Source organism: Pseudomonas chlororaphis subsp. piscium, assembly GCF_003850345.1.
Lineage (GTDB): Bacteria > Pseudomonadota > Gammaproteobacteria > Pseudomonadales > Pseudomonadaceae > Aquipseudomonas > Aquipseudomonas piscium.
Window position 1 is genome coordinate 2,786,271 of the sequence record NZ_CP027707.1, and the last position, 13,801, is coordinate 2,800,071.

General features: G+C 65.3%; 10 protein-coding genes. 7 read left to right on the forward strand and 3 right to left on the reverse strand.

All coding sequences use genetic code 11. The annotated features are described in order from the left end of the window. Positions 1-294: 294 nt before the first annotated feature. A complete protein-coding gene (locus C4K38_RS13020; RefSeq protein ID WP_053278728.1) occupies positions 295-1,626 on the forward strand; it encodes an MFS transporter in 1,332 nt (443 codons plus the stop codon). Here the strand turns inward: C4K38_RS13020 and C4K38_RS13025 are convergent. After that, positions 1,623-2,525, reverse strand: coding sequence for a LysR family transcriptional regulator (locus tag C4K38_RS13025; RefSeq protein ID WP_025809374.1), 903 nt, complete (start codon positions 2,523-2,525; stop codon positions 1,623-1,625). The two genes, C4K38_RS13020 and C4K38_RS13025, sit on opposite strands and share 4 nt — an antisense overlap. A gap of 119 nt (positions 2,526-2,644) precedes the next feature. Between C4K38_RS13025 and mdlC the strand changes: the two genes are divergently transcribed. The 6 genes from mdlC (at position 2,645) to C4K38_RS13055 (ending at position 11,121) form a co-directional block, all read left to right on the forward strand. Beyond that, a complete protein-coding gene (gene mdlC, locus C4K38_RS13030) occupies positions 2,645-4,231 on the forward strand; it encodes a benzoylformate decarboxylase (protein WP_053278729.1) in 1,587 nt (528 codons plus the stop codon). 93 nt (positions 4,232-4,324) lie between these two features. After that, positions 4,325-5,758 (forward strand): MFS transporter, encoded by a 1,434-nt coding sequence (locus C4K38_RS13035; protein ID WP_053278730.1) that lies wholly within the window; start codon positions 4,325-4,327, stop codon positions 5,756-5,758. Between the two features lie 9 nt (positions 5,759-5,767). Then, entirely contained in the window at positions 5,768-6,706 is a 939-nt protein-coding gene (locus tag C4K38_RS13040) for a ketopantoate reductase family protein (RefSeq protein ID WP_053278731.1), read from the forward strand. 75 nt (positions 6,707-6,781) lie between these two features. Then, a complete protein-coding gene (locus C4K38_RS13045) occupies positions 6,782-8,257 on the forward strand; it encodes an aldehyde dehydrogenase family protein (RefSeq protein ID WP_053278732.1) in 1,476 nt (491 codons plus the stop codon). A 131-nt stretch (positions 8,258-8,388) separates the two neighbouring features. Next, the gene (locus tag C4K38_RS13050; protein WP_053278733.1) at positions 8,389-9,642 is read left to right on the forward strand and encodes an OprD family porin; all 1,254 of its coding nucleotides are present in this window, start codon (positions 8,389-8,391) and stop codon (positions 9,640-9,642) included. Positions 9,643-10,407: 765 nt separating this feature from the next. Further along, positions 10,408-11,121 carry a GntR family transcriptional regulator gene (locus tag C4K38_RS13055; protein WP_025809368.1) on the forward strand — a complete coding sequence of 238 codons (714 nt, stop codon included), beginning with the start codon at positions 10,408-10,410 and terminating at the stop codon, positions 11,119-11,121. 6 nt (positions 11,122-11,127) lie between these two features. Here C4K38_RS13055 and C4K38_RS13060 read toward each other — a convergent pair whose 3' ends face one another. Both C4K38_RS13060 and C4K38_RS13065 read right to left on the reverse strand, forming a co-directional pair. Then, complete coding sequence (locus C4K38_RS13060) at positions 11,128-12,078, reverse strand: PDR/VanB family oxidoreductase (RefSeq protein ID WP_053278734.1); 951 nt, start codon at positions 12,076-12,078, stop codon at positions 11,128-11,130. A 108-nt stretch (positions 12,079-12,186) separates the two neighbouring features. Then, a complete protein-coding gene (locus C4K38_RS13065) occupies positions 12,187-13,248 on the reverse strand; it encodes a Rieske 2Fe-2S domain-containing protein (protein ID WP_053278735.1) in 1,062 nt (353 codons plus the stop codon). Positions 13,249-13,801 lie beyond the last annotated feature (553 nt).

Below are 13,801 nucleotides of genomic sequence, written 5' to 3' on the forward strand. Positions count from 1 at the left end.
TTGATTTTTATCTTTTAAATAAAAATGCCTCAGACTTTATCCAGGGACTTAAGCGATTTTTCCAGGGTTTAACCCGATCTCACCTCTTGTTGGTGGATCCATTGAATGATTGATTAGCCATCTGGCGATGGCGGGTCCCTCCCGACCGTCCCCCGATAAAAACTACAAGAAGGGTCTCGTCATGAATGGCTTATCAAGGGCGCGGAACTGCCTGGGTTCCGTCCGCCGCCTGTCTGTGTGCACGCTGCTGTTTTCCCTCTCGCTGTCGCCGCTATGCGCTGGGGAGGTGCGGTCATGACGCTCGACCTGAAGAGCCGCGTGGACAGCGGCCCGATGAGTTCCTTCCAGTGCCTGGCCATTGGCATCTGCATTGTCTTGAACATGATCGATGGTTTCGACGTGCTGGTGATGGCCTTCACCGCGGCCTCGGTGTCGGCCGAGTGGGGTTTGAATGGGGCGCAGGTCGGCCTGTTGCTCAGCGCCGGATTGTTCGGCATGGCGGCGGGTTCGCTGTTTATCGCGCCCTGGGCCGATCGGTTCGGCAGGCGCCCGCTGATCCTGTTCTGCCTGGCGCTGTCCGGGCTCGGCATGCTGCTCTCGGCCCTGAGCCAGACACCCCTGCAACTGGCGCTGCTGCGCGGCCTGACCGGTCTTGGCATCGGCGGCATCCTGGCCAGCAGCAACGTGATCGCCAGCGAGTATTCCAGCAAGCGCTGGCGCGGCCTCGCGGTCAGCCTGCAATCCACCGGTTATGCCCTGGGTGCCACCCTGGGCGGGCTGTTGGCGGTGTGGTTGCTGGGCCATTGGGGCTGGCGCTCGGTGTTCCTGTTCGGCGGTGCGGTGACCTGGCTGGTGATTCCCCTGGTGCTGCTGTGGCTGCCCGAATCCCTGGACTTCCTGCTTGCCCGCCGCCCCGGCAATGCCCTGGTACGGGTCAATCGCCTGGCCCGGCGCCTGGAGCAGCCCGAGCTTGAACAGTTGCCGCCAGAGCTGCCCAGGCAAGCCGGCGCGCCCAGCGGTTTCGGCCAGTTGCTGGCGCCGGCCATGCGCCGCACCACCTTGCTGATCTGGCTGCTGTTTTTCCTGGTGATGTTCGGCTTCTACTTCGTCATGAGCTGGACCCCGAAACTGCTGGTGGCCGCTGGGCTCTCGGCGCAGCAGGGGATCACCGGCGGGGTGCTGCTCAGCGTCGGCGGGATCTTCGGCGCGGCGCTGATCGGCGGCCTGGCCTCGCGCTGGCCGTTGGGCCGGGTGCTGGCGCTGTTCATGCTGATCACCGCCGGCCTGCTGGTGCTGTTTGTCGGCTCGGCCTCGTCGATTGCCGCGGCACTGGGCCTGGGGCTGCTGATCGGGCTGTTTTCCAATGGCTGCGTGGCCGGTCTCTATGCGCTGTCGCCAGTGGTCTACGACGCCTCGGTGCGCGCCACGGGCGTCGGCTGGGGCATCGGCATTGGCCGCATCGGCGCGATCCTTTCGCCCACCGTGGCCGGCTTCCTGCTGGATGGCGGCTGGCAGCCGCTGCATCTGTACGGGGTGTTTGCCAGCGTGTTCGTGATCGCCGCCGGCTGCCTGTTGCTGCTCAAGCCGGCCCGGGCCCGGGCGCAGCCAGCGATGGCCGGCGCCTAGTTCTGGCCCTGGCCGCTGATGATGGCGTCGGCGATGGTGTCGCAGAACCAGCGCAGGGCGGCGGAGCTGTCGCTGTTGGGGTGCCAGTTCAGGGACACGGCGAACTCGGCCACCGGGAACGGCAGTTCGAGCATCTTCAGCTCGCCTTCGTGGATGAACAACCGGGCGATCTGCGCCGGCAGCACCGCAAGCAGGTCGGTGCCGGGAATGATTTTCGGCAGCACCGAGAAGTGCGGCACATGCAGGCTGATACGCCGTTCCACATTCATGTTTTTCAGCACGTCTTCGACATTGCCGTGGCCGGTGGTGCGGGTCACGGCAACGTGCCGCTCGGCGAGGAACTGTTCGAGGCTCAGTTGCTGGTCGATGCGCGGGTGGCCGGTGCTGAGCAGGCACACATAACGCTCGTGCATCAGCACCCGGCTGCGGACGCCGGGGACCGGCTGGCGGCAGATCGCGGCATCGACCTTGCCGCTGGCCAGCCACTCGCCGACCTGGTCCACCTGCAGCGGCAGGACCTCGACTTCGGCCAGTGGCGCGTCCTGGTTCAGGCGCGCCAGGATCAGCGGCAAAAAGCCGATTTCGCCGAGGTCGGAGAGGGCGATGCGAAAGCGCCGCTCGGTGCTCGCGGGGTCGAACTGGCGGCAGCCCTGCACGGTGCTTTCGATGCGGGTCAGGGATTCGCGCAAGGGGCCGTACAGCTGTTCGGCGACAAAGGTCGGCTGGATGCCGTCGCGGGTGCGGCTGAACAGGGCGTCGTCGAACAGCTCGCGCAGGCGTGCCAGGCCATAGCTGACCGAGGGCTGGGTGACGAACAGGCGCTCGGCGGCCAGGGTCACGCTGCGGGCTTCGTAGAGGGTGACGAAGGTGCGGATCAGGTTCAGATCGATGTGGCTCATGTCGCCCCTTGCTGCCGTTATGAATATAGATAGGTCTTATTTTTGATAGAGATAGTATCGATTTGATCAATTTTGTAGTGGCTGCAAGAGTAACCCGAAATCCAATAACAAGGGTCCTTATGAAAACCGTTCACTCTGCGTCCTACGAGATTCTTCGCGAGCAAGGCCTGACCACCATCTTCGGCAATCCTGGCTCCAACGAGCTGCCGTTTCTCAAGGGTTTTCCCGAGGACTTCCGCTACATCCTCGGCCTGCACGAAGGCGCGGTGGTGAGCATGGCCGACGGTTACGCCCTGGCCACCGGCAAGCCGACCTTCGTCAACCTGCATGCCGCCGCCGGTACCGGCAACGGCATGGGCGCGCTGACCAATGCCTGGTATTCCCACAGCCCGCTGGTGATCACCGCCGGCCAGCAGGTGCGCTCGATGGTCGGGGTGGAAGCGATGCTGGCCAATGTCGATGCGGCGCAACTGCCCAAGCCCCTGGTCAAGTGGAGCCACGAACCGGTCTCGGCCCAGGACGTGCCGCGTACCCTGAGCCAGGCGATCCACATGGCCAACCTGGCGCCACGCGGGCCGGTGTATGTGTCGATCCCCTATGACGACTGGGCCTGCGCGGCGCCGGCCGGTGTCGAGCATCTGGCGCGGCGCCAGGTGGCCAGCGCCGGCCTGCCTTCGGCGGCGCAATTGCAGGCGCTGGCCGAGCGCCTGGCGGCGGCGCGTAGCCCGGTGCTGGTGCTCGGCCCGGATGTCGACGGCAGTGGCAGCAACGGCCTGGCGGTGCAGCTGGCGGAAAAACTGCGCATGCCGGCCTGGGTCGCGCCTTCCGCTTCACGCTGTCCGTTCCCCACCCGTCATCCGTGTTTCCGCGGCGTGCTGCCAGCGGCCATCGCCGGGATCAGCCGCTGCCTGGCCGAGCACGACCTGATCCTGGTGGTGGGCGCTCCGGTGTTCCGTTACCACCAATACGCCCCGGGCGATTACCTGCCGGCGGACTGTGAACTGGTGCACCTGACTTGCGATCCGGGTGAGGCGGCGCGGGCGCCCATGGGCGACGCGCTGGTGGGCGATATCGCCCTGACCCTCGAAGCCCTGGTCGAGGTGCTGCCACAGAGCGAGCGGCCGCTGCCGAGCGCCTTGCCGCTGCCGGCGCCGGTGCGCGAGGAGGGCGGCCTGCTGCGCCCGGAAACGGTGTTCGATCTGATCGACCAGCTGGCGCCGCGGGACGCGATCTACGTCAAGGAGTCCACCTCCACCGTCGGCGCGTTCTGGCAGCGGGTGGAGATGAGCGAGCCCGGCAGTTACTTCTTTCCCGCCGCCGGCGGTCTCGGCTTCGGCTTGCCGGCCGCGGTCGGCGTGCAACTGGCGACACCCGGGCGGCGGGTGGTGGCGATCATCGGCGACGGCTCGGCCAACTACGGCATCACCGCGCTCTGGACCGCTGCCCAATACGGCATCCCGGTGGTGTTCATCATCCTCAAGAACGGCACCTACGGCGCGCTGCGCTGGTTCGCCGATGTGCTGCAGGTCAGCGATGCGCCGGGGCTGGACGTACCGGGGCTGGACTTCTGCGCCATTGCCCAGGGCTATGGCGTGCAGGCGCAGCATGCGGCGACCCGCGCCGAATTCGCCGCCGCCTTCAGCGCGGCCCTGGCCGGCAATCGCCCGGTGTTGATCGAGGTGCCGACCCTGACTATCGAGCCCTGATCATCAAGGACTGAGTTCCTATTGCCGGGCGAAGACCCGGCATTGCCAACCGCGCCTTGCGCACACTCACCACAACAATAAAAAGAGGTGGCTATGAACACGACTTCGGTCAGTGAAGTGATGGAGGCTAGGCCCCAGCGGTCGAGCCCGGTTTCCGGCAGCGCCGACATCGGCACCCTGCTTGATGACGGGCCCTACACCGGGATGCAGAAGATCGTGGTGTTGCTGGCCGCGCTGTCGATCGTGATGGACGGTTTCGACGGTCAGCTCATCGGTTTCGCCATACCGCTGATGATCAAGGAGTGGGGGATCACCCGCGAGGCCTTCGCCCCCGCGGTGGCCGCCGGGCTGATCGGCATGGGCATCGGCAGTGCCTGCGCCGGGCTGTTCGCCGATCGTTTCGGCCGGCGCATGGCGGTCATCGCCAGCGTGATCCTGTTCGGCACCGCGACCTGCGCCATCGGCCTCTCGCCGGATGCGCTGACCGTGGCGGCGCTGCGCTTTATCGCCGGGCTGGGCATCGGCGGTGCCTTGCCCAGCGCCACCACCATGACTGCCGAGTTCACCCCGGCGCGCCGCCGCACCCTGGCGGTCACGGCGACCATCGTCTGTGTGCCCCTGGGCGGGATGCTGGCGGGGCTGTTCGCCTCCCACGTACTGCCGCTGTACGGCTGGCGCACCTTGTTCTTTATCGGCGGCAGCCTGCCCATCGTCCTGGGCCTGTTGCTGCTGGCGACCTTGCCGGAGTCGCCGCGCTTCCTGGCGCGCCGGCCGCAGCGTTGGGGCGAGTTGACCGCGCTGCTGGGACGCATGGGCCGGCCCATGCCCGAGGGCGTGCGCTACACCGATGCGCTGGAGCAGCAGAGCGAGCAGCAGGGCGGCTTCCGTGCCTTGTTCGCCCCCGGCTACGGGCGCGATACCCTGGCGGTCTGGGTGGCGTTCTTCATGTGCCTGACCGCCGTCTACAGCGCCTTCAGCTGGCTGCCGACCATGCTCCTGGCCGAAGGCTTGCCGCTGGCGCTGGCCAGCTCCGGCCTTACCGCCTACAACCTGGGCGGGGTGATCGGCGCGCTGGTCTGCGCGGTGGCCATGACCCGTTGGGGCTCGTTCTGGCCGCTGCTGATCTGTTGCGCCGGCGGCGCGGCCAGCGCCTTCGCCATGCAGACCCTGGACGTCGACCAGAACACCAGCCTGCTGATCTTCGGCTTTGGCGTGCACGGTTTGTTCGTCAACGCGGTGCAGTCCACCCTCTATGCGCTGTGCGCCTTTATCTATCCCACTGCCGTGCGTGCCACGGGCACCGCATCGGCCCTGGCCTTCGGGCGCATGGGCGCGATCCTCAGCGCCTTCGTCGGCGCCACGGTGATCACCCAGGGCGGTGCCCACGGCTATCTGACGTTGCTGGGAACGGTAATGGTCTTGGCGCTGATCGCCCTGGTGCTGGTACGCCGACATATTCCCCGGCGGGCGCCTGGATCAACCCGGGCCGACAAGCAGCACCTTGCCGATCAACCCTCACAACCATAAGGAGGTTCGATGAACATCAGCATTCTCGGGGCGGGCGCCATGGGCTCGCTGTTTGGCGGCCTGCTGGCGGAAAGCGGGCAGCAGGTCACGCTGCTGGACATCAACGACGCGCATCTGGAGGCGATCCGTCGCCAGGGCTTGCGCCTGGAGACCGACAGCGGCGACCGGCGCATCGGCGGCCTGAGCGCCTGCCGACCGGAGCAGGTGACGGGCCAGCCTGACCTGTTGCTGGTCTTCACCAAGGCCCAGCACACCGACAACGCGCTACGCGGTATTGCCGGCCATATCGGCGAGCACAGTCTGGTGCTGACCCTGCAGAACGGCCTGGGCAACGCCGAAACGCTGTGCCGCCACGTCGCCTCGGAGCGGGTGATGATCGGCATGACCACCTGGCCCGCCGACATGGCCGGGCCGGCCCATGTTCGCTCCCATGGCCAGGGCGTGGTCCGGGTGCTGTCGCTGGATGGCGTCGAGCGCCAGGGTGGCAACCAGGTTGCCGCGGTGCTGCAGGCGGCGGGGCTGCAATGCGCGGTGGACCCGCGGGTCTGGACCTCGATCTGGGAGAAGGTGGCGTTCAACGCGGCCTTGAACAGCCTGTGCGCTGTCACCGGTTGCACGGTGGGGCAACTGGATGCCGCGCCGGAAGGCGTGGCGCTGGCCCGGGCCATCGTGCTGGAGGTGCTCAGCGTCGCGCAGTCGGTGGGGGTGGCAACGGATGCGCAGCACTGCCTGGAGACTGTGGCTTATGCCATCGCCCACCACCGGACGCACAAACCGTCGATGCTGCAAGACGTACTGGCCGGGCGGCCCACGGAAATCGGCGCGATCAACGGCGAGGTCCTGGCCAGGGCGCGCCAGGCCGGCATCGCTGTGCCGCACACCGAAACCCTGCTGGGGCTGCTGCGCCTGATCGAGGCGCGGGCGGCCACCGGAGGCGGTCATGAATAGCCACGTAAACCCGGTTCGGCGGCCTGAGTCGCGAGCCCATCTTTCCTGTGAGTCCTGCCTTCGAGGAGTTTTGTCATGAGTGAGTCCCCAGCTGTCTACAGCGATCTGCACCTGCAACCCATCGCCGGGGAGTGGCGCGCCGGCGCCGCCGGTAAAACCCTGGCGGTGAGCAACCCGTTCGACGGCGCGCTGTTGCTGGAAGTGGCCCAGGCCAACCGCGCGGACCTGGATGCCGCCTATGCCAAGGCCGCCGCGGTGCAGCCGCAATGGGCGGCGCTCGGGCCGTCGGCGCGGGCGGCGGTGCTGCATCAGGTGGTGGCGGTGTTCGACCGGCGCCGCGAGGAAATCGTCGACTGGATCATTCGCGAGTCCGGCAGCACCCGGCTCAAGGCGCAATTGGAGTGGGGCGCGGCGCGGGCCATCGCCCTGGAGTCGGCGTCGTTCCCGGCGCGGGTCCACGGGCGCATTCTCGAGTCCGATGTGCCGGGCAAGGAAAGCCGTGTCTATCGCAGCGCCCTGGGGGTGGTCGGGGTCATCAGCCCGTGGAACTTCCCCCTGCACCTGACCCAGCGCTCCATTGCCCCGGCGCTGGCCCTGGGCAACGCGGTGGTGGTCAAGCCGGCCAGCGATACGCCGGTGTGCGGCGGCCTGCTGCTGGCGAAGATTTTCGAGGAGGCCGGCCTGCCGGCGGGCGTGCTCAGCGTGGTGGTGGGGGCGGGTAGCGAGATCGGCGATGCCTTTGTCGAGCACCCGGTGCCTTCGCTGATCACCTTCACCGGTTCCACTCCGGTGGGTCGTGGCATCGGCCGCATCGCCAGCGGCGGCGCGCACCTCAAGCATGTGGCCCTGGAGCTGGGCGGCAACAGCCCGTTCGTGGTCCTGGCCGACGCCGATCTCGAACAGGCGGTGAGCGCGGCGGTGTTCGGCAAGTTCCTGCACCAGGGGCAGATCTGCATGGCGGTCAACCGGATCATTGTCGACGACAGCCTCTACGACGCCTTTGCCGAGCGCTTCGTCGAGCGGGTCAAGGGCCTCAAGGTCGGCGATCCGCAATCGATCGAGACGGTCATCGGCCCGGTGATCAATGAGCGGCAGTTGCAGGGCCTGCGGGAGAAGATCGAACTGGCCCGCCGCGAAGGCGCCGAGCCGCTCTACGAGGGCGGGGCCCAGGGCAATCTGCTGGCGCCCCATGTCTACGGTGAGGTCAAGGTCGACATGGACCTGGCGCGCAACGAAATCTTCGGCCCGCTGGTGGGGCTGCTGCGCGCGCGGGACGAGGCCCATGCCCTGGAGCTGGCCAACGCCAGCGAGTTCGGCCTGTCCAGCGCGGTGTTCACTCGCAACCTGGAGCGCGGGGTGAACTTCGCCCGGCGGATTCGCGCGGGCATGACTCATATCAACGATATCCCGGTGAACGACGAGGCCAACGCGCCCTTCGGTGGGGAAAAGAACTCGGGGCTCGGGCGCTTCAACGGCGACTGGGCGATCGACGAATTCACCCGCGATCACTGGATCAGCGTGCAGCACTCGGCGCGTCGTTATCCCTTCTGATGCGTTGAGCTGACGATATCGCCCGGTCTTTGCCAAAAGACAGACCGGGCATTTTTGCAGCCGATAGGAGGCGGGCCTGGAGCGGCCTGTCGGGGAACGGCTGCGCCTATGCAAAGCGGAGAACAATAATAATGAACACCCCTCACTGCATCCTCGCGCGCTCGCTGGCCGCGGCTTCATTGGCACTGGGCACGGGCCTGCCGGCCTGGGCCGAAGACGGTGGCTTTTTTGAAGACGCAAAGACTGACCTGGTGCTGCGCAACTATTACTTCAATCGGGATTTTCGCGACCCGGGGGCGGCCAAGAGCAAGGTCGAGGAATGGGCCCAGGGTTTTATCCTCAAGTTCAATTCCGGCTACACCCCGGGCGTCGTCGGGTTCGGCCTGGACGGCATCGCCATGTTCGGCGTCAAGCTCGACAGCGGGCGTGGCACCAGTGGTTCCGAGCTGCTGCCGGTGCATGGCGACGGGCGCGCGGCGGACAACTACGGCCGCGCTGGCGTGGCGGCGAAAATGCGTATTTCCGCCACTGAATTGAAGGTCGGCGAGTTGCTGCCGGACATCCCGTTGCTGCGTTACGACGATGGCCGGCTGCTGCCGCAGACCTTCCGTGGGGCGATGCTCGATTCGCGGGAAATCGCCGGGCTGGGGTTGCAGGCCGGGCAGTACCGTTCGGTGAGCCTGCGCAACTCTTCGGATATGCAGGACCTTTCGGCCTGGGCCGCGCCCGGGGTGACCTCCGATGGCTTCACCTATGCCGGCGCCGAGTACCGCTTCAACCAGCAGCGCACCTTGATCGGTGCCTGGCATGCGCAGTTGGAAGACATCTATCAGCAGAGCTACTTCAACCTGCTGCACAAGCAGCCGGTGGGCGACTGGGTACTGGGGGCGAACCTCGGCTACTTCATCGACAAGGATGACGGCCAGGCGCGCATCGGCGAGATCCAGAGTCGCACCGCCTATGCCTTGCTCTCGGCCTCAACCGCTGGCCATACCCTGTACCTGGGCTTGCAGAAGGTCAGTGGCGACAGCCCGTGGATGTCGGTGTATGGCAGCAGCGGCCGGACCCTGGGCAACGATATGTTCAACGGCAACTTCAGCAACGCCGACGAGCGTTCCTGGCAGGTGCGTTATGACTACAACTTTGCCGCCATGGGCGTGCCGGGATTGTTGGCGATGGTGCGCTATGGGCATGGCGAGAATGCCACGACCAAGGCTGGGAGCAATGGCAAGGAGTGGGAACGGGATACGGAGGTGGGGTATACCTTTCAGAGTGGGAGTCTGAAGAACCTTAGTGTGCGGGTGAATAACGCTACCAATCGGCGCAGCTTCAATAGCGACTTTGATCAGACTCGGGTGATTGTGAGTTATCCGTTGTCGTTCTGAGGCTTCCGGCTCCATCGCGGGCGGGAGCGGCCGGTCGACGCTCGATTGCCTGCGATGGTGTTTGTTCTGGCGCTGCATTTTTGGGTGGTGCACATTGCAGTCACGGCGGATACGTTTGCAGGCTTCTGTAGGAGCGAGGCTTGCCCGCGATAGCGTCCGTGCTGGCGCTGCATTTTTTGGACGGAGTGCATATCCATTCCTGCGGTAACGGCAGCTTAGGGTTCCGCCCTTACGGCGGGTCACTTTGGAAGAGCGCCAAAGTAACCAAAGCGCTTTGCCCCACCACTCGGTGCCTCGCCTAGGCTCGGCATGCCCGAACGAAGGCATTGCTCCGTGGGCCGCCGCCACAGGCCATCCATGGCCTGGGGCGGCTAACCCGGCATCCCTGCCGGGTTACCCACGGCTCAATACCTGCGTTCGGCCATCGTGGTTAACGGGGCCTTCAGATCAAAAGCCAAAGCAAGAGCAAGACGGCGGCCTGCCGGCCGGCCTGGGGGTGAGTACATTCCCTGTAGCCGCTGCCGAAGGCTGCGATCGACCGCGAAGCGGGCGCAGGGATTTTTAGGCCGTTGAAGGACCTTCGGTCCTATCGCAGCCTTCGGCAGCGACTACAGGGGAGGCAGTAGGTTGCGCATCATCTGTAGGAGCGAGGCTTGCCCGCGATGAGGTCCGTGAGGTCGCCATCGCCAGCACGCCTGTATCAGCATGCCGCCAACGCAAGGCTTGCGGTACTATGGCCGCCCACGTTTTCTGGAAGTTGCCTGGATGAGTAAGCCCGGTCAATTGGTGCTGGTCGCGCTGCGCAAGATGATCGCCTCGGGCGAGCTGGCGGCGGGGGAGCGGTTGATGGAGATTCCCACGGCGGAGTTGTTCGGGGTGTCGCGGATGCCGGTGCGCATGGCGTTTCGCACCCTGGAGCAGGAAGGCCTGCTGGTGCGTTTTGGCGGGCGTGGGTTCCAGGTGCGTTCGGTGAGTGCCGAGGACATCGCCGGCGCGGTCGAGGTGCGGGGTGTGCTCGAGGGGCTGGCGGCGCGTCAGACTGCCGAGCGCGGCTTGTCGGAGGAGGCGCGGGCGGCCCTTGAGTTGTGCCTGGCCCAGGGCGACCAGTTGTTCGCCAAGGGTTATGTGACCGAGGACGACCTGGAGGTCTATCACGACCTCAACATGCGTTTTCACCAGGTGATTGTCGAAGGCAGCCACAACCCGGCGATCGCCGACGCCCTGGCGCGCAACGATCACCTGCCGTTCGCCTCGGTGACCGCGCTGGCGGTGGATCGCCAGGACATGGCCCGCGAATACCGGCGCTTCAACTACGCCCATATGCAGCACCATTCGGTGTTCGATGCCCTGGTCAATCGCCAGGGCGCGCGGGCCGAGGCGATCATGCGCGAGCATGCCAACGCCACCTTGCGTTATGCCGAGATCTTCAGCAGCGCGGCGGCGGACGAGCGGATGAAGGTCATTCTCCGCCCCGCGTGAATCCCCTCAGATATCCAGCACCAGCAGCGGCGTTTTCGAGCGTGAGCAGCAGGGGGTGAACTGGTCGTTGCGCGCCTGCTCGTCCTCGGTGAGGAACAGGTCGCGGTGCTCCGGCACCCCCTCCAGCACCCGGGTCAGGCAGGTGCCGCAAATCCCTTGTTCGCAGGACATGGCAATCTCGATGCCATGGCTCTCCAGAACTTGCACCACGCTCTTGTCCGCAGGCACCTCAAAGACCTGGCCACTGCTGGCGACCTTGACCGAGAAACCGCCATTGGCTCGGGTATCGAGGGGAGCGGCGGCGAAGTATTCGCGATGCAGGCATGGCTCCTGCCAGCCCGCGGCCTTGGCCGTGTCCAGCACGTGCTGCATAAAGCCGCCGGGGCCGCACACATAGACATGAACGTCGTTGCGCGGCGCGGCCAGGACCTTGGCCGCGTCCAGTGCTGTCTCGGGTTCCTGGTCGAAATGCAGGAATATCCGGTCGGCAAAAGACGAGCTACATAGACGCTGGACAAAGGCCGCGCGCTCCCGCGAACGGGCGCAGTAGTGCAGCTCGAAATCCGCGCCGCTGTGGGCCAGGCGTTCGGCCATGCACAGGATCGGGGTGATGCCGATGCCGCCGGCGAACAGCAGGCTGCGCCGGGCTTCATGGGCCAACGGAAACAGATTGCGCGGCTCGCTGATAGGCAGCCGCATGCCGGGGTGGATCTGCTCGTGCATGGCCAGCGAGCCGCCCCGTGAGCTCGGGTCCTTGAGCACGCCGATCAGGTAGCGATGGCGCTCTTCAGGGTGGTTGCACAGGGAGTATTGGCGGATCAAGCCGCCGGGCAGGTGCACATCGATATGCGCGCCGGCGCTGAAGGCCGGCAGCGGGCTGTCATCGGCGCTGGCCAGCTCGTAGCTGCAGATGTCCTGGGCTTCGTCGTTACGGGATACCACCACCACATCGATCATCGTCGGTCCTCCGAGTGCTGCCGCCCATGGCGGTCACTTCTGTTTCTTTTCTTGGGGAAAGGGCAGGGCGCGGCACCGGTGCACTGCCGGCGTAGTGCCGCGCCGGATTCAGGCCGTGGCCGTGGCGATCAGCTGCGCTTCGCCGGTGCGCTCCTGGGCGATCAGGCGCTCCAGCACCCGCCGCGACTGCACGCCGCCAGCGTCGATATTCAGCTTGAGCAGGTTGCGCGTGGGGTGGGCCAGCAGGTTCTGCTGCTGGCGTTCGAGCATCTCCAGGTCTTCGCTGAAAATCTTGCCCTGGCCTTCGCGAATGCTCGCGGTCAGCGCCTCGTCCTTCGGGTTGAAGTTGCGCGCCATGCCCCAGAAGTACCAGATCGAGGTGTCGCTCTCCGGGGTGATGAAATCCACCACTATGCTCGACGCCTTGAACTGCGCCGGCGCGTTGTAGCCGCCTTGGCCGGCATGGGCCACGCCGACTTCGATCAGTACATGACTGGGCGGGGTGAAGCGGCAGATCTGCCAGCGGTCCACCGGCACGTCGTCGGCCAGGCCGTTGCCGCGCAGGGCCATGCGCCAGAACGGCGGGGCCATGATGTTTTCCATATGCCGCGCGGTGACCACTTCATCGCCATCGACCCTGGTGGTCGGCGGCGCCTCGTCGATTTCCTTCTGGCCGATGCTGGAAGCGTGGACGTAGGTTTCGTGGGTCAGGTCCATCAGGTTGTCGATCATCAAGCGGTAGTCGCACTGGATGTGGAACAGCCCGCCACCGTAGGCCCACTCGTCGCTGACCGCCCATTCCAGATGATGGATCAGCGCCGGATCGGCCAACGCCTGATCGCCGGGCCAGACCCAGATAAAGCCGTAGCGCTCGACCACGGCAAAGGTCTTGTTGCAGGGAAAGCCGCGCACCCGTTGCCCGGGCATTTCCACGGTCTTGCCATCGCAACCCATCACCAGCCCGTGATAACCGCACACCAGGTTGCCGTTTTCCACATAGCCCAGGGAGAGCGGCGCGCCGCGATGGGGGCAGAAATCCTCGACCGCCGCCACCTTGCCTTCAGGCCCCCGGTAAAAAACCATCTTTTCACCACAGATCTGCCGCCCCAGGGGCTTGTCGGCGATTTCATCGGGGGTGCAGGCAACGTACCAGGTGTTCTTGGGGTACATGGAGGCTCTCCAGGATGGTGATTGTTTTTATTTAATGGATCCATTAGATGGGTGGTGGTGTTTGAGTGTCAACGAATGAAATAGAGTTTACGGTTATTTTATGGGCGATTATCGGACTATAAGTTACTGTTAAGGTTTTTAATGGATCCATTTTTGAATTTGCAAAAGGGCTCCAACCGCCGATAGAGGAGCAGAAGGCCTTGCCGAAGGAGAGGTTCGTCGACGCTGATTGGAGGGGCTCGCCTACTGGCGAGTCATGAACAGATCATGGGGCCGTACGTCGATCAGCCGCAGCAGGTACTGGAGATCGCGCCACGGCTTGGATCAAATCTGCCTGGCTATGGAGATATTTCGTTTGACGGGGAGGCTTGCAAGCGGGTTTTTGGCATCAGTGGACACAGAACCAGCAGCGTCAATTATTGATCTTCTTGGACTGATCCGAGAGCAAGAGAGACCGTAGCGATCAGCGGTAAGGTTGTCTTTTGCGCGATAGAGGCCAACTGGTTGGCCCTTGTTATCCAGCTGGTCTAAGGCTGCGGCACGGAATGGCAGC

Bases quoted from the DNA above. Each gene is read 5' to 3' on its own strand.
- C4K38_RS13020 (WP_053278728.1), top strand. From the start codon at position 295: ATGACGCTCGACCTGAAGAGCCGCGTGGACAGCGGCCCGATGAGTTCC.
- C4K38_RS13025 (WP_025809374.1), bottom strand. From the start codon at position 2,525: ATGAGCCACATCGATCTGAACCTGATCCGCACCTTCGTCACCCTCTAC.
- mdlC (WP_053278729.1), top strand. From the start codon at position 2,645: ATGAAAACCGTTCACTCTGCGTCCTACGAGATTCTTCGCGAGCAAGGC.
- C4K38_RS13035 (WP_053278730.1), top strand. From the start codon at position 4,325: ATGAACACGACTTCGGTCAGTGAAGTGATGGAGGCTAGGCCCCAGCGG.
- C4K38_RS13040 (WP_053278731.1), top strand. From the start codon at position 5,768: ATGAACATCAGCATTCTCGGGGCGGGCGCCATGGGCTCGCTGTTTGGC.
- C4K38_RS13045 (WP_053278732.1), top strand. From the start codon at position 6,782: ATGAGTGAGTCCCCAGCTGTCTACAGCGATCTGCACCTGCAACCCATC.
- C4K38_RS13050 (WP_053278733.1), top strand. From the start codon at position 8,389: ATGAACACCCCTCACTGCATCCTCGCGCGCTCGCTGGCCGCGGCTTCA.
- C4K38_RS13055 (WP_025809368.1), top strand. From the start codon at position 10,408: ATGAGTAAGCCCGGTCAATTGGTGCTGGTCGCGCTGCGCAAGATGATC.
- C4K38_RS13060 (WP_053278734.1), bottom strand. From the start codon at position 12,078: ATGATCGATGTGGTGGTGGTATCCCGTAACGACGAAGCCCAGGACATC.
- C4K38_RS13065 (WP_053278735.1), bottom strand. From the start codon at position 13,248: ATGTACCCCAAGAACACCTGGTACGTTGCCTGCACCCCCGATGAAATC.